Source organism: Anaerolineae bacterium (assembly GCA_016931895.1).
Taxonomy (GTDB): domain Bacteria; phylum Chloroflexota; class Anaerolineae; order 4572-78; family J111; genus JAFGNV01.
Genome location: JAFGDY010000156.1, coordinates 1 through 15,590, shown reverse-complemented (window position 1 = coordinate 15,590; position 15,590 = coordinate 1). Strand labels below are relative to the sequence as shown.

The following is a 15,590-nucleotide window of genomic DNA, read 5'->3' as shown; positions in this document are numbered from 1 at the left end:
CGCCCAAGTTTTTTATAGGGCAAATTATCAACCAGTTTGGCCCAAGTTTTGGAGTAACCTATGCCGCCTATTCTGGAATTGCATAATATCACCAAACGTTTCCCCGGCGTTTTGGCCAACGACCGGATTGATTTGACCCTGGAACAGGGTGAAATTCACGTGTTGTTGGGTGAAAACGGCGCGGGCAAAACCACGCTCATGAATATCTTGTACGGCTTGTACGATCCCGACGAGGGTGAAATCATCGTGCGTGGTCAAAAGGCCAACATCAAAGAGCCAAATGATGCGATTGCGTTGGGAATTGGGATGGTGCATCAGCACTTTATGTTGGTGCCCGTTTTAACGGTTACGGAAAATGTGATGTTAGGCGTGGAGTCCCTCAAAAACGGGCTCGTGCTTGACCGTAAAATTGCGGCGGAAAAAATAAACACCATTTCTCAACAGTATGGCCTGGCCGTTGACCCCAATGCCACGGTTGAGGATATTCCGGTTGGGGTGCAACAGCGCGTTGAAATTATCAAACTCTTGTATCGCAGCGCCGACATTTTGATTCTTGACGAACCCACCGCTGTGTTGACTCCCCAGGAGGCCGACGATTTATTTGAGGTGCTACATTCCCTGGTAGCTCAAGGCAAGTCAATTATTTTTATTACCCATAAGCTGCGGGAAGTTTTGGAAATTGCCGACCGCATAACCGTGTTGCGCCAGGGCCAGGTTGTGGGGAGCACAACCCCTCAAGAAGCCAACGAAGTGAAATTGGCCGAAATGATGGTGGGCCGCCCGGTGGAATTAATTGTGCATAAAGAACCGGCCCGGCCCGGCGAGGTGGTGCTGGATGTTAAAGACCTGGCCGTGGCCGACGACCAGATGAACAAGGTGGTTGACGGCGTTACTTTTGCGGTGAAAGCCGGTGAGGTGCTGGGTATTGCCGGGGTGCAGGGCAACGGCCAAACGCAACTGGTTGAAGCGTTGACCGGCTTGCGTAAAGTAGTTAGCGGCCAGATTAGCATTAATGGCCAGGATTGCACCAATGCTTCACCACGTCACATTACCGAGTTGGGCTCGGCCCACGTGCCCGAAGACCGCCAGCGGGATGGGCTGGTGATGTCCTATCCGGTGGCCGATAACCTGGTGTTAAATACCTACTACTTGCCGCCGTTTGCCAAAGGCATTGTGCTGCAACGCGAGCCAATTTACCGGGCGGCGCAGGAACGGGTGAAGCAGTTTGACGTGCGCACGCCAAGTATCGAGGTGCCGACCTCTAACCTTTCCGGCGGCAACCAGCAAAAAGTGATTGTGGCCCGCGAGTTTAGCCGGCCCATCAAATTATTGATCGCCAGCCAGCCCACGCGAGGCCTGGATGTTGGCTCAATTGAATATATTCACCGCCGGGTGATTGAAAAGCGCGACGATGGCTGCGCCGTGCTGCTTGTTTCATCGGAATTAAATGAAATCATGGCCCTGGCCGACCGGATTGCCGTGATGTACAAAGGCCGGATCATTGACACCGTTCTCGCGCACGGCACCAGCAAAAATCATCTGGGCCTGTTAATGGCCGGCATTAAACCAACGGCCGAAGACCTGGCCCGCGAGGCGGCCGCAGAGGACGAGGAGTTCAACCCGGCTCTATGAAAGGGGTGTGCTTCAAATCAGTTGAAGGAGTGCAGAAATTCATTTTGCCTCTGCCAAAAAGCGGAATAAATTCCGCACTCCAGGGGTAGTCTCAACTCAAATGAAACACACCCTTATGAAAGGGAGTAACCCACCTTGACCGAGAAAAAACGTAGCTACGGTGACATTTTTAAACGGGCGCTCAACCCATTTGTGGCCGGTTCCCTGGGTGAAGCGTTGCTGTTGCCCCTGTTGGCCATTATCACCGCCCTGATTGTGGGCGCTATTTTTATTGCCCTCACCGACCCGGTGGTGTTGGCCGCGTTGGGCAATTTTTTTAACGCGCCCCTGGCGGCTGTGGCGGCCATAGGTAACAGCGTGGTCACGGCTTACGTGTCGTTGTTTAGAAGCAGTTTTGGCGACCCGGTCAGGATGGTCAACGCCCTGGTCAGCGGCGACCCGAATAGACTGCGGCTGGCTTTTTGGCCGTTATCGGAGAGTTTGGTGGCCTCTACGCCCTATATCTTTGCGGGATTGGCCGTGGCGTTTGGTTTCCGCTGTGGGTTGTTTAACATTGGGGCCGAGGGCCAATTATTCATTGGCGCCATTTGCGCGGTGTGGATTGGTTATTCCATTGGATTGCCCTGGATTTTTCACCTGCCCCTGGCTTTATTGGGGGCTATGGTGGGGGCAGGCTTGTGGGGGGCGGTGCCCGGTTTTCTCAAAGCCAAAACCGGCGCGCACGAGGTGATTACCACCATCATGATGAACTATATGGCTTACCGCCTGGCCGATTGGCTGTTACATGGCCCCATGATGCGGCCTGGTTATAACCCCATCAGCCCCGATATTTTGCCTTCGGCTTATCTGCCCAAATTTTTTGCCGACCCGATCCGTTTTCACGCCGGTTTTTTCCTGGCCCTGTTCATGGCCTGGGTGGTGTATTGGCTGCTGTTCAAATCCACCCTGGGTTTTGAAATTCGGACGGTGGGAGCTAACCCCAGCGCGGCCAAATACGCGGGGATGAACATCACCAAAAACTTTGTGCTGGCCATGGGCATCTCCGGCGCGCTGGCCGGAATGGCCGGGGCCAACGAGGTGTTGGGCTTGAATCATAACCTGGCTTCAGCCTTTTCTTCGGGTTACGGCTTTGACAGCATTGCTTTGGCCCTGTTGGGCAAAAGCCATCCGGCGGGGGTGGTGCTGGCGGCGCTGCTGTTTGGGTTTTTGCGCAGCGGAGCCACCGGCATGCAATCTTACGCCGGCATCCCTATTGACATCATCTCCATTATTCAAGCATTGGTCATTATTTTTGTGGCTGCGCCGGCCATCGTGCGTTCCATATACCGCATCCGGATCAGGCGCGAAGCAGGCGGTGAAGTGTTTACCCGGGGTTGGGGAGGTTAAAAATGAGTGTTATGACCATGACCACAGGTAACAGAACCAGGGTTGTTTCTAAAGGGCGGATGATAGGCATGGGCGTAACCTTTGTGATTTTGGGCCTCTTGATTTTTGCCTTTTTCTTGCCCGGCACAACCGTTGCCCAAAAAACAGAGTTTGGCTTGAACACCTTTACCAGGGTTGAGGTGATTTCACTGCCGCCGTTGATTTTACCCACGCAAATGGCCATCATTGCCGCCGGGCTGATTTGCCTGGGCTTGGGCGCATACCAACTGGTGCGCGGTTTTGGCCGGGCCACCGAGGTTATGCTGGGCTTGGTGGTGTTGATGTTTGTGATCGCTTTTCTCACCTGGGCCGCGCGAGACAATGCCTTCAACCTGACCGGCATTCTCAAAACCACCTTGCTGCTGGCCACGCCCATTGCTTTGGGCGGGTTTAGCGGCGTATTGTCTGAGCGAGCCGGGGTGGTGAATATTGCCATTGAAGGCATGATGCTCTCTTCGGCGTTCATGTCTACCCTGGTGGGCAGTGTCACCGGCAATTTGTATCTTGGTTTGTTGGGGGGAATATCCATTGGCGTGTTAATGGCCGCCCTGCACGGCCTGCTTTCGGTTAAATACAAGGTTGATCAAATTATCAGCGGGGTGGTGATCAATATCCTGGCCGTGGGTTTAACCAGTTACCTGGCCAGCCGCTTTTTAGAAAAGTACCAGGAGTTGAACAACCCCGGCACCTTCCAGCCGATTGCTATCCCGCTGTTATCCCGAATACCCATCATTGGCCCGGTTTTGTTTGAAAACAACCTGATTGTTTACCTGTTGTTTGGGTTAATGTTTGCCATTCACTTTATGCTGTTTTATACCCGGTGGGGCTTGCGCACCCGGGCCGTGGGCGAGCATCCCAAAGCCGCCGACACGCTGGGCATTAACGTATTTAATATGCGCTATATTAATGTGCTCCTGAGCGGGGCGGTGGCCGGGGTGGGCGGCGCGTACTTTACCATTGGTTCGGTGGGGCGTTTTGACGAAGTGATGACCGCGGGTAAGGGTTACATTGGTTTGGCCGCCATGATTTTTGGCAAGTGGACGCCCTTTGGCGCGTTTGGCGCGTCGCTGATTTTTGGCTTTGCCGACTCCTTGCAAACCAAGCTGCAAATTTTGAATGTGCCTATCCCCTCTGAATTTTTGTTGATGGCCCCCTATCTGGCCACCATTATTGCCGTGGCCGGCGTGATTGGCCGGGCCACTCCTCCGGCCGCAGACGGCATCCCCTACGAGAAATAGAGGAATATTCTTGAAGCAACATCGTTTAAAAAACACGCTGATAATCTTATTTATTATTGTTCCCACTTTGGCCTGTACCCTGGCCTCCCCCTTTGATCGGTTATTGGCAGATGCGATTGAGTCTACCCCAGAAATTACCCGTACCCTTCAGCCCACGTTTACGCTTACCCTGCCGGTCACCCCCACGCCAATCCATACCGCCACCCCTACCTTCACCCCTATCCCCACCAACACCGCCACGCCGCCTGCGCCCACCGCCACCCCCACGCCTGCCGCAACCGATACGCCGACCCCTGCCCCTACCAATACCCCGGCTCCCCCTCAGCCCCCCACCAACACTCCCCCTCCGGCAGAACCGCCTGCGCCCAAGTGGGAGTATCAATTAGCTGAAAATTACAGCCAACCAACCGAGTCTACGCTTTTGTCAATCATGGTGGCCATTCAAGACCACAACGGCAACTGGATACCCGGCTTGCGCGTAGTGGGCATAGACCCCCTGGGCGTGGTCACCAAGTCCGAACTCTCCGCGAAGGAACAAACAGGCTACACCCCTCCCAGTGATGTTATCAAAAGCGGCAACACCAAGCTTGAACCGTTGAGCGGCTACGTGACCGGCACCTGGCTGTTTCACCTGGAAACGCCCGACGGCAAACAGGTATCGGATACCTACCCGGTGAATATGGACGCCGAAAACAGGGTGTGGTACTTTTTCCGCTTCCAGCCAAGTTAATCCCTTGAGGATTATATTGTAATTAAAACGTAATCAGGAGTAGGGCAACGTTCCCATTGACGTTAAGCTCATTAATGCGGTATACTCAAGGCATAACGTTGGGGGCACTCTCGTTGGCTTGCTCTTAACTACAAGTCAGGTTAGCACCCCAAAGCAACCTGTTCCTTAACAATCAGATCAAAAAGCAGTGAGCGATGGGACCCCCTATACTTCTATATCTCAATCCTGGTGTGGGCTTTAATTTGTGATAGCTCGTCATCGTACATAGTTGTAAGGAGGTTCAACTATCATGTTACAACAACATACAGCTTCATTTATTTCGCTCAAAAGTTTTTTGTTTCTGATGGCCGGTGTTTTTGCGGTGGCCGCGGTATTATTGGTCATCCTCTTTACCTCGGCGGCTACGGTCACCGGCGGCACGCCCTTTTCCGCGGTTACTTTGGCCGAAGGGGCCAATACCGGCGTTTTGGCTCCAGGCGAACAACGCTGGTTCAAGTACAACCCGGACCCCTATGGGCGTTCAATCAGCCTGGAAAAATCCCTCACTTTAATGTTCACCCCCGATGATGGTAATCGCCGCTACCATGTTTCCCTGGAATTATTTGAAGAAGGGCAATTACAAAACTTCTTTCAGGGCGACACCAGCCGGATGAATAATTTTGGCGCGGCAGCGGTGGTTGACCGCGATGGCAACCCCGAAACCGGCGAATTATTTTGGCACGGCTGGCTTGACGGCAATAAAACCTATTATGTAATGATTGAAAACGGCAACGATATTGCCATTGATTATTGGCTTTTCACCGAAGATGTGGTGCGTTATGCCATGGGTGAACCGGAGCCGCCTAAACCGGAGGTCATTCCTGATGTAGGCACCAGCCCCGTCAATCCCGCAGCCCTGATGCCTGGCGTAACCAAAGGCTCGCTGGAGCCGCATACAAATTATTGGTATGCCGTCACCTACGTTGATTACACCAATAAGAATCAATTCAAAGACCAGGCCTATACCATGTTCTTTACCCCCGACGACGGCAATCGCCGGCATTATATCAACTTTGAACTCTTCCCTATGAGTGAACTGGGGGTGTGGACACGTGGCGATACCGGCAAAATGACCAACTTTGGGGCCGGAGCGTTGGTTTCCTGGGACGGGGATCCCAATACCGGCGAGCGTATCTGGCGCGGCTCATTGGTCAATGGTCTCACCTATTTAGTGGCGGTAGAAAATGGCTCGGACATGCCCATTGATTATTATATATTTGACAAAGTGGAAATGAACCCCGAGCTTGGCCCCAAATCGCCGCCGCCGGCCAAACGGGTTTTTGCCCAAGGCGAAGCCCCGGAAGCAGCCACAGCCTTGCAATTTGGCCTGAATAAGGGCACCGTGCCCGCGCATGGAGAGGTCTGGTACAAATTCCAGATTACCGATTTTGACGACCAGAGTTTTGAACCGATGGCCTTGACCATGATTACCACCCCGGATGACGGCAACCGGATTTACCACATGAACATGGACATTTTCACCGCCAATGGCGTTAACGGCTGGTCGCCCGGCGACAACTCCCAGATTACCAACATCGGCGCCGGCAGTGTGGTGTTCCGGGACGACAATCCCGACACCGGCGAAAAATTCTGGAGTGGTTGGGTGGTGGATAACGATTTATATTATGTTCAACTGCGCAACCATAATGATATTCCCATGGACTATTGGCTCTACACCGGCGATGTGTACCGCCCCGAACTGGGCGAACCAACCAAGCTGGTGGCGCGCACTGCCGATCCCGGCAAGGCTCCTTTTGCCGCTCTGCCGTTAGAAGTGGGCATCAATCAGGGCCAACTGAACCCCGGCGAGGAGCGTTGGTATAGTTTCAGCCGGGCCGACGTGAATGCCTCGGGCAGCATTGACACCACCTTTACCCTGGTCTTTACCCCCGACGACGGCAACCGGAAGTACAACGTGAGCCTTGAATTATATGAAGATCGGGGGCTACGAGATTGGGCGCCCGATAATCGCGCCGGGGCTATCAGTTTTGGCAAGGCCGGGGTGGTCAACCGGGATGACAACCCCGAAACCGGCGAAATGCTCTGGCGGGGCAGCGTGTATCGCAATAATGTTTACTATATGCGGGTTGATAATCGCAGTGACGCCGTGATTGATTACTGGATTTTCCCCGAGGATGTGATCAACGCCAATCTCCAGTAATGATTTAATGCTTTACCCTGGATTTTGTTGAAAAGTCTAAAGCCAAATACCCTATCTTTTGGATAGGGTATTTGGCTTTCAAAAAAGCATGCTGTTGGCTGCAAAATTTCCTTGTTTAACCTGGACGTGTTATACTTGGCTTGAATATAGCATCTCAACAAATCAGGTTCTGGGTAATCATAGCTCAAACTGGAAATAAGGGTGCAATCATTAGCAAAATATTGCTTATCGAAGATAACCCCCAAAATGCCCTCTTAATGAGGCGTATCTTGGAAGCTCGCCATCACGAGGTTATTCATGTGAGCGAGGGAGAAGCCGGCCTGACCAAAGCCTTTGAAGGAGCGCACGATTTGATTCTGGTTGACCTGGGCCTGCCCGATATTGACGGCCAAACGTTGGTCACGCTCATCAAACGTACTCCCGAATTGAAGGACATTCCGGTGGTGGCGGTCACGGCCTGGCCCGAGGATACGGCCAGAGAAATGGCCATGGCTTATGGCTGTGATGGTTTTATCTCCAAACCAATCAACACCCGTACTTTCCCTGATCAAATCGCCGAATTTTTAGTTAAAAACTGAACTTTATTACCCTCAATTCTGCATGACTATTCTTATTCCCGACAGAGTGCGCACAGCGCACCTTAGCCTCTCAACCAACCCCAGCTTCCATCTTATTCCTGCCAGCGCCTTTACCTACGAAGAGTTGACCGAGGCCTATAACCAAACCCGGGTTGATTACATTGTGCCTATGCCGATGAACGCAGCCAGGCTGCGTGAATATGTTGAAACGTATGACGTTGATATGGATGCTTCGGCGGTGGCTGTTGAGGATGACCACATGTTAGCCCTGGGGATGTTGGGCGTGCGCGAAGGGCGAGCCTGGATCACTCGTTTGGGTGTTGTTCGTAGCAATCGTCGCCAGGGAGTGGGCTGGACTTTGGTGACCCATCTGGTTGAACAGGCTTGCCAAAAAAAAGCGGCTTATATTGTGATAGAAGTGATTGATGATAATCTACCGGCCTATAGCCTTTTTAGCAAAAAGGGATTCAAGCCGGTGCGAGAGTTGTTGGTCTTGCGCCGTCCCCCCGCCAATGTAAAAATCACTCCCCCCGCCGCCAAAATTGAAACCCTCTCTTATGCTGAAGCCGTGCAATTATTGCAGAAGAGAGCGGCCAAAGCTTCCTGGATTGATGAATACGAGTCTTTGCTGAACGCCGGTAATCTCAGCGCCTTCCGGGCCACTTTAACAGACGGCAGCGAAGGCTGGCTGGTTTATCAAAATACAGTTTTTCAACTAAGCCGCCTGGTTATGCAAACTGAAGTGGGCAGCCAACTGAATATTGGCCGGGCTTTGCTGCACTATCTCCATACGGTCCATCCCGTTCAGGATACCAAAACCGAGAATCTTCCGGCCAACGACCCTCACTGGCCGGCCTTTAAGGAGTTAGGCTACCTGGTCTCCTTCCGCCGGGTGGAGATGGTCCTGCCCTTAAAATAGGCGCGGCCCCCCTTTTTATTGACGCCTTCCCCAAGCAGGCAACCGGGTTAAAAAGGTGGGCCAACAGCCCGGCCGTTGTTCTTCAAGCGGAACCCGGATTTTTTGCTCCCCATGCCGGGTTTCAGATTCTACATTTTTTAATTCCATGCCTTTTACTAATTTCATCAAGCGGATATTTTCGGCCATGATCCAGGCGGTAAAATGCGTAACGCCAAGCTTGCGTGCTCTATTGGCCAGCGTTCTCAAAAGGTACTTGCCCAATCCCTTGCGTTGAAAATCATCGCGGACCACAATGGCTACTTCGGCTTCGGTATCGGTGGGGGCGGCCCTGATAAAATGCGCCACGCCCACGGCTTGCTCCGCCCCCCCATCCCCGGCCACTGTGGCCACTACGGCCACCTTACACTGGGGGTTGTTATCGGTTAATGCTTTGGCCTCTTTCCACATGCGCTCTTCCGGTATTCTGGTGGTATAGAGGTGAAAGCGTAAGCGTTTGCTTTCCGGCGAAAGCCGGTTGAACATATCTACTAATAGCGCCGAGTCATCTTTTTCTAGCAGGCGAATATTTATTTTTTGGCCTGAGTGAGTGGTATAAGTGCCAAGTTTTTTCATGCGTGCGTTTACCCGTAGCGTATTTAAGGTATTGTATGCTCAGTATGATAAAATTGCAACCTGTTTGATTAAAATAGGTAGGACTTACGCACATCGTTGCTGCATTCCAGAGGTGACAGTCACTTTGTAAGTGACTGTCACCTCTGGAGGAACGTGCGTAAAGGGGGAAACATGTTAGCGCACAATCAGCACAGGCCGGTCCACTTTGGTGATAATCTGGTGAGTCAGGTCGTCCAGTAGAATGCGTCGCCAGCCCTGGCCCTGGTAGGCGCCAATCACCACCAGGTGATAATCCTCTTCTTGGGCTTCCTGCAAAATCTCGTCCACTACCAGGCCGTGGCGCACCTTGGGCTGGGGCTGTATGTTCAATGGCCGCAGGAGTTGGATGTCGCGTTGGAGCAGTTGCCCTTCAGGGGCTTGCTCCTCAATCAGTTCCCTGGCCCCGGCCCGCAATTGTTGGCCCCTTACCCCGGGGCCGGCGCTCAGTTGCGACATAACGTGCAAAATGGTAATGGTATCTTCCGGTTTGACCAGCTTGAACAACTGGGTGGTAAAACGCTGAAGCAGGGTCGAAGGTTCGGCCCCGCTATCGCACAGTAAAATGCGTTGCAAAGGGCTGATTTTGCCCTTGGCAATAATCACGGGGCAGGGCGCATGTTCCACCACCCGTTCGGCGGTTGAACCAAGTAAAAAGCGGGTGGCCAGGTCGTGCTGTTGCCGCTCGCCCACCAGCACTGCGTCGTAAGCCCCCTCCTCGGCTTCGCGCACAATCTCCTCCGCCGGGTGGCCCGTGCGAATCACGGGCTGTACCTGGGGCGGCTGCAAATCCAGAATCCGGCAGGCGCGAGACTGAATGGCCTCGGCTTTCAAGCGTTCGGTGTCGCGCCTGATGACGGTGATAATGGTTGGCACCCGGCTGGCCCGACCCGCTTGCAAAAGATGTGCGCCAAAACGCAGGGCCGCTTCCGAGTGGGGGGCGCCGCCGGTGGCCATTAAGATACGCACAGTGGACTCCTTTAAACCAGCATCAAGAGCAAGGGTATCACAAAAATGGTGGTCATAAACACGGCCAGGTTGCGATTGCGGAGGGTGATCCAGCTTACTGTTTCCAGCATCAGCCGCTCGTAGCGGCGGTAGATGAAGATCAGGATCAATACAGAAACCAGGGTAATGCTGCACATCTCCACAAAAACAATGGTGAAGGCCAGCGGGTTGTTTAGCAGCACCGCGGCCAGCAGGGTGTCAATAAAGGTGGTAATGTTAGCCCCCATAATGTAGGGGATAATGTTTTCCCGCCGCACAAAGCCACGATTGCTCAGCGGCACCAGGATACTGAGCGATACGCTGACCGACATAGAAATCAAAGTTATGGTTGCGCCCAGGGCAAACATAATCCACGGCCGGTATACCAGGCGCGACATCCGCCCCACCTGGCTCTCTTTGATGGTCATCTGGGGCAGGCAGCGATCAAAAAGATTGAAGCTGACAATGATGATGCCAACGCCTACCAGAAAAAGCGACCAGTTGGGCAGAAAATCGGTCAGGAGCCTCACAATAGGTTCAAAAATCAGGTCAATCACCGAATTGAGCAGCATGCCAGAGTCAAGCTGCACCGGATCAAGCGCCCTGGTATATAAAATGGCCGCGCCTACGGCCAGCCCCACCAGATAGGTAGTGCCGGTCACAATCAGCGATAACAGCCCCATACTCAAACTGGTTGACCGGTCGCGCCCGCGCAAAACGTAGATAAAGCCAATGAAAAGCACAATAAAACTGGCGCCCAGCCGGCTGCCTGTAATCATAGCAAACGCGCCCAGTTTGTCAATCACCCCGGCGTCAAAAAATGTAAGCGCCGCCGCCGCCACGGGTGAGCCGCTCATAATCACGTAGGCCAACAGCCAGCCAAAGCCCAGGCTGTTGGCGGCATTTGTTACGGCAAACCCGTCGCGCACCAGGGGCGCAATTCCCCGCGCTCCTTCTTTCATCAAGTTGATGGCCAAAATAAACAAAAACAGGCTGGCCATAAATAGGGCAATTTTACCCAACTGAACCTGCGCCCAGATTTTTTTCATTGTTCCTGGATAATTAAACATTTTTAAGGTCGGCCCGGCCAGTTCAGCCCTGTTTGGACCTGAGACAACGGGTTCTAAATCCAACGAACCTCGACTCATCTCAATCTCCTTTCGTTTGGGGCAGCCCATCCGCCGGCTCCAGGTTCAGGCCCGGTTCAATTTCGACCTGCCAAATAGTTTCGATTAATTCGTGGTAGGCCCGGGACCAGCCTCCTAAATCTTCCACGGTAAAAGTTTGAGCCAGCGGGGTAAAAGTTTCCCCGGCCAAACTGACCGGGCTTTCCCCGGCCAAACTGGCCGGGCGTTGGTGGTAACGAATGAAGGCTTGCTGGCCGGCCTCGCTCAAGAGATAGTTGACCAGGGCCTGGGCTGCCGGCCGTTCCGTCGTCGTAACGTTAGCGTCAACTACCACCGCCACGTGCTGCGCCACAATGGTGCGGGGCGGGATCACAATTTGCAGCAACGCGCCTCGCTGCAAGGCCAGGCGCGCATCTTGTTCGTACGTGACCAGGGCGTCACCCGCGCCCAATTCAAACAGGATCAACGTGGCCCGGGCCGATGGCCCCAACAGCCGCACGTTGCGCCAGATGTTTTTAAGTTGCGTCTGGGCGGCTGCCGGGTCGTCGGATTCCAGCAGGGCGCTGCCATACTCGGCCAGCACGGCCCAATCCCCGGCCCCGGAACTGCGCGGGTTGGCGTGCAGTAAGCGCAAGCCGGGCTGGGCCAGGTCATTAAAATCGGCAATCCCGGCCGGGTTGCCGGGACGGGTGACAATGATCATGGGGGTATAACTGACCGTGACCGGTTGAGTCTCCCATTTTACGCGCCGCCCCACTTTAAGCCAATTTACATGCTGCTCGTTGCTGAACAGGGCCACGTCTGCCGGGGCGCCCAGGTTGATTTGCCCGGCCAGCGTCCCCGACGGGCCAAACACGGCCTCGATGGTCAAATCGCGGCCCGTATCGGCTTCCCAGGCCTGTTCAAAGGCGGGAAAGATTTTCTGGGTGAGGACCTCTTCTTGCGTGCTGAAAGCGTACACCACCAACCTGACCGGGCCGCGGGCATTGCTCAAGAGGGTTTGCCCGCCATAAAAGGCAATAACGGCTACCAGGCTTGCGCCTAACAGCCAACCGGCCAGTTTACGCCACTGGGCTTGTTTGATTTTTGGGAACGCGAATAGTTTAACCACTCTAGCCAATGTCGCCTTGCAGATAAGCCCGGGTGCGTTCATCTTTGGGCTTGGTAAAAACTTGTTCGGCCGGGCCAGACTCGACCAGTTCGCCCAGCCACAAAAAGATAACGTGGTCGGCCAGGCGGCGAGCCTGCCGCAGTAGGTGTGTAACCACCACAATGGTCATCTTTTCTTTGAGTTCCAGTAGTTGTTTCTCGATACGTTGGGCCGAGATAGGATCCAGCGCCGAGGTCGGTTCATCGCCCAATAATACCTCCGGCTGCACGGCCAAGGCGCGGGCCAGGCAGAGCCGCTGTTGCTGGCCGGTAGAAAGCCCGGTGGCCGGTTTGCGCAGCCGGTCGTTCACCTCGTCCCATAAACCGGCGGCCCGCAGATTGCGTTCAACGGTTTGATCCAGCCCGCCGTTGCGCTGATTATGGATGCGTGGGCCATAAGCCACGTTATCGTAGATAGACATAGGCAGGGGGAAAGGTTTTGAGGCCAGCAAACCAACGCGGGTCCGCACTTCGGTCACGTCTACTCCGGCCTCGTAGATGTTGCGGCCGTTGAGCAAAACCTGTCCCGTTACCCGCGTGCCGTTTGTTTCTTCCAGCAGCCGGTTCAGGCTTTTGAGCAGCGTGGTTTTGCCGCAGCCCGAAGGGCCAATAATGGCCGTGATGCCCCTGCCCGGAATTTCTGCGGTTACATCCTTTAGGGCATGATGCGCCCCATACCAAATATTGAGATTTTGGATTTGAAGGTGTGGGTTTAACATTTTATCACTCCTGACTGTTAAAAGCCGGTCCGCTTGGCTACCGGACAATATGGGTGTTCAATCGCCCGGCCAATTTACGGGCGAGCAAACTGAGGGTCAATACAATCACGGTTAGCACCAGGGCCGAGGCGTAAGCTCGCTCCTGGACGGCCGGAAAGGGCGTGCCCAGTTGGAAAAAAATGGCCAGGGGCAATGAAGCCGCCGGACTGAAAAGGGAATCCGGCAGGCGATCGGTATAACCGGCGGTAAAAAGCACCGAGGCGGCGTCGCCAATGCCCCGGCCAAAAGCCAGCAAAATGGCGGTAAGCAGGCCGGGCGCTGTTTGCCGGATAATTACCTTGCCGGCCGTCTCCAGGCGGGTGGCCCCCAGGGCCAACGAAGCTTCTTTCAGGGCTGAAGGAACTACGGCAATGGCCTCGTCCATGCCCCGGGCCATAATCGGCAATTCCAGCAGGGCCAGGGCGATAATTCCGCCCAGCAGCGAGGCGCGCATGCCCAGCCAGACCATCAAGGTAAAGCCAAATGCGCCGTAAACAATGCTGGGAATGCCCCACAATACATCCAGGGCCAGGCGAGCCAGTTCGCCCATCTGGGAACGAGTCGCATAAATTTGCAAATAGAGGGCAATGGGCAAACTGGCCACCAGGGACAGGAGGGTGGCTCCCCCGGCCAGGTAAAGCGAGCCGACAATAGCGTTTAAGATGCCGCCCTCTTTGCCCAGGTAATAACCGCCCTTGGGAGTTTGGGTGAGCATGGCCAGGTTCAGGGCCGGCAGCCCTCGCCAGAGAATGGTAGCCAGGATGAGGGCCAGACTGCCCAAAACAATAACCATAGAGCCGGCCATCATGAGCTTAAAAAAACACTCTTCTGCTTTGCGCCTTTTCATATCAGCCTCTCCTCAGCCGGAAAAACCGCCGTTAGAAACAAAACCCAAACATCAACGGCAATAACCCATAAACTTTTAATCTCTAATTTCTGACTTCTAATCTCTAATTCCCAATTCCCCACGCCTATGCTTGCCGGACCAAGCGCACCAGCACCAGCCGCGAAGCCAGGTTGAACACCAGCACCACCAGCAATAAAATTAGGGCCGCGCCTAACAAAGCCGCATCGTACAGGGGAATGGACATCATCTCACCGTAGTTATTAGCGATGAGGGCGGTCAGGGGGTAAGCGGCGTCAAAGATGGAGTGGGGCACTTTGGGCATATTGCCCACCACCATTAGCACGGCCATTGTTTCGCCAAAAGCCCGGGAAAAGCCTAACACCACGGCGGCCATTACCCCGGCCAGCGAGTGTTTGAGCACCACGTGCTTGACGGTTTGCCAGCGGGTGGCCCCCAGCGCCAGCGAGGCTTCCCGCAAACCCTGGGGAGCGGCCCGGATAACTTCCTCGGCCACGGCGATGATGATGGGAAAGACCATCACGGCCAGCACCAGGCTCCCGGCCAGAACCCCGTAGCCGGTGGGGTTGTCGCTGCGGAAAAGGGGAATGAAACCCAACCAACCCCCTAACCCCGGCATAGCCACGTGCTCCACAAAAGGCACCACGGTGAGGATGCCCCAGATGCCAAACACCACCGACGGAATTCCGGCCAGCAGGTCAATGAATGGCTTAACCAGGCCGCGCACTCGCTCCGAAGCATATTCGGCCAGGTAAATGGCTGTTAAGAGGGAGGGCGGCACGGCGATAAACATGGCCAGGCCCGTCACCCACAAGGTGCCTATAATGAAGGGATAGAAGCCAAAAGCGCCTTTGAGGGGGTGCCAGGTGGTTGAAAACAATAACTCCGCCAGGGGTTTGCTGGCCAGGATGGGTTGGACGCGCAGGTAGAGCGCCAGGGCTATCACCGGCACCAGCAGGCCGGTCAGCAGAGTTAGCCAGGCCATCACCCATTTGCCCAGCCTATCTTGAAGACGGCGATTTAACCCCAGGGGAAACTGCCACGTTTCGGCGCGTTGCCGATACCAGGGGGTTGCCATAGTTTTTTGCATCGTATCTACCATCCTTTTGCTCTAAAGCGTGTTGACCTCACCTAAATGGTTGCATATTATTGGTTAGCTCAAGCATTAATTATTGGTAACTATTCACCTTGCCATGTCATTCTGAAGCCATAGGCCGAAGAATCTCTATGCGGCCCTGCTTTGCTTAGTTTTTGGTATACTGCATGGAGATTCTTCGCTCGTTCCTCGCTCAGAGCAACTGTGATTTAATTTTATCAAAAACGACGCACATCAA

General features: G+C 54.3%; 14 protein-coding genes. 7 read left to right on the top strand and 7 right to left on the bottom strand.

Features of this window, described 5'->3' with window-relative positions; translation table 11 throughout:
- The first annotated feature begins 60 nt into the window (after positions 1-60).
- From JW953_11895 to JW953_11865, 7 genes are all read left to right on the top strand, one after another.
- The gene (locus JW953_11895; protein MBN1993394.1) at positions 61-1,632 is read left to right on the top strand and encodes an ABC transporter ATP-binding protein; all 1,572 of its coding nucleotides are present in this window, start codon (positions 61-63) and stop codon (positions 1,630-1,632) included.
- Between the two features lie 192 nt (positions 1,633-1,824).
- The gene (locus JW953_11890; protein MBN1993393.1) at positions 1,825-3,018 is read left to right on the top strand and encodes an ABC transporter permease; all 1,194 of its coding nucleotides are present in this window, start codon (positions 1,825-1,827) and stop codon (positions 3,016-3,018) included.
- A 2-nt stretch (positions 3,019-3,020) separates the two neighbouring features.
- The gene (locus JW953_11885; GenBank protein MBN1993392.1) at positions 3,021-4,295 is read left to right on the top strand and encodes an ABC transporter permease; all 1,275 of its coding nucleotides are present in this window, start codon (positions 3,021-3,023) and stop codon (positions 4,293-4,295) included.
- A 10-nt stretch (positions 4,296-4,305) separates the two neighbouring features.
- Positions 4,306-5,025: a hypothetical protein gene (locus JW953_11880; protein ID MBN1993391.1), complete on the top strand. Its 720-nt coding sequence runs from the start codon at positions 4,306-4,308 to the stop codon at positions 5,023-5,025.
- Positions 5,026-5,314: 289 nt separating this feature from the next.
- Positions 5,315-7,225, top strand: coding sequence for a hypothetical protein (locus JW953_11875; protein ID MBN1993390.1), 1,911 nt, complete (start codon positions 5,315-5,317; stop codon positions 7,223-7,225).
- Positions 7,226-7,482: 257 nt separating this feature from the next.
- The gene (locus JW953_11870) at positions 7,483-7,803 is read left to right on the top strand and encodes a response regulator (protein ID MBN1993389.1); all 321 of its coding nucleotides are present in this window, start codon (positions 7,483-7,485) and stop codon (positions 7,801-7,803) included.
- Between the two features lie 22 nt (positions 7,804-7,825).
- Positions 7,826-8,722: a GNAT family N-acetyltransferase gene (locus JW953_11865; protein MBN1993388.1), complete on the top strand. Its 897-nt coding sequence runs from the start codon at positions 7,826-7,828 to the stop codon at positions 8,720-8,722.
- A 15-nt stretch (positions 8,723-8,737) separates the two neighbouring features.
- Here the strand turns inward: JW953_11865 and JW953_11860 are convergent, their stop codons facing one another.
- The 7 genes from JW953_11860 to pstC form a co-directional block, all read right to left on the bottom strand.
- Positions 8,738-9,334 carry a GNAT family N-acetyltransferase gene (locus JW953_11860; protein MBN1993387.1) on the bottom strand — a complete coding sequence of 199 codons (597 nt, stop codon included), beginning with the start codon at positions 9,332-9,334 and terminating at the stop codon, positions 8,738-8,740.
- A 174-nt stretch (positions 9,335-9,508) separates the two neighbouring features.
- The gene (locus tag JW953_11855) at positions 9,509-10,339 is read right to left on the bottom strand and encodes a universal stress protein (GenBank protein ID MBN1993386.1); all 831 of its coding nucleotides are present in this window, start codon (positions 10,337-10,339) and stop codon (positions 9,509-9,511) included.
- Positions 10,340-10,350: 11 nt separating this feature from the next.
- Positions 10,351-11,505: a hypothetical protein gene (locus JW953_11850; GenBank protein MBN1993385.1), complete on the bottom strand. Its 1,155-nt coding sequence runs from the start codon at positions 11,503-11,505 to the stop codon at positions 10,351-10,353.
- Between the two features lies 1 nt (position 11,506).
- On the bottom strand, positions 11,507-12,595 hold the full coding sequence (locus JW953_11845; protein ID MBN1993384.1) for an extracellular solute-binding protein: 1,089 nt from the start codon (positions 12,593-12,595) through the stop codon (positions 11,507-11,509).
- 1 nt (position 12,596) lies between these two features.
- Entirely contained in the window at positions 12,597-13,352 is a 756-nt protein-coding gene (locus tag JW953_11840; protein ID MBN1993383.1) for a phosphate ABC transporter ATP-binding protein, read from the bottom strand.
- A 37-nt stretch (positions 13,353-13,389) separates the two neighbouring features.
- Entirely contained in the window at positions 13,390-14,238 is an 849-nt protein-coding gene (pstA, locus tag JW953_11835) for a phosphate ABC transporter permease PstA (protein MBN1993382.1), read from the bottom strand.
- Between the two features lie 124 nt (positions 14,239-14,362).
- Positions 14,363-15,334 carry a phosphate ABC transporter permease subunit PstC gene (gene pstC, locus JW953_11830; protein MBN1993381.1) on the bottom strand — a complete coding sequence of 324 codons (972 nt, stop codon included), beginning with the start codon at positions 15,332-15,334 and terminating at the stop codon, positions 14,363-14,365.
- Between the last annotated feature and the right edge of the window lie 256 nt (positions 15,335-15,590).

What these genes read in the sequence shown, in the direction of transcription:
- JW953_11895 (MBN1993394.1), top strand. Translation starts at nt 61, where the DNA reads ATGCCGCCTATTCTGGAATTGCATAATATCACCAAACGTTTCCCCGGC.
- JW953_11885 (MBN1993392.1), top strand. Translation starts at nt 3,021, where the DNA reads ATGAGTGTTATGACCATGACCACAGGTAACAGAACCAGGGTTGTTTCT.
- JW953_11875 (MBN1993390.1), top strand. Translation starts at nt 5,315, where the DNA reads ATGTTACAACAACATACAGCTTCATTTATTTCGCTCAAAAGTTTTTTG.
- JW953_11870 (MBN1993389.1), top strand. Translation starts at nt 7,483, where the DNA reads ATGAGGCGTATCTTGGAAGCTCGCCATCACGAGGTTATTCATGTGAGC.
- JW953_11865 (MBN1993388.1), top strand. Translation starts at nt 7,826, where the DNA reads ATGACTATTCTTATTCCCGACAGAGTGCGCACAGCGCACCTTAGCCTC.
- JW953_11860 (MBN1993387.1), bottom strand. Translation starts at nt 9,334, where the DNA reads ATGAAAAAACTTGGCACTTATACCACTCACTCAGGCCAAAAAATAAAT.
- JW953_11850 (MBN1993385.1), bottom strand. Translation starts at nt 11,505, where the DNA reads ATGAGTCGAGGTTCGTTGGATTTAGAACCCGTTGTCTCAGGTCCAAAC.
- JW953_11840 (MBN1993383.1), bottom strand. Translation starts at nt 13,352, where the DNA reads ATGTTAAACCCACACCTTCAAATCCAAAATCTCAATATTTGGTATGGG.
- pstA (MBN1993382.1), bottom strand. Translation starts at nt 14,238, where the DNA reads ATGAAAAGGCGCAAAGCAGAAGAGTGTTTTTTTAAGCTCATGATGGCC.
- pstC (MBN1993381.1), bottom strand. Translation starts at nt 15,334, where the DNA reads ATGGCAACCCCCTGGTATCGGCAACGCGCCGAAACGTGGCAGTTTCCC.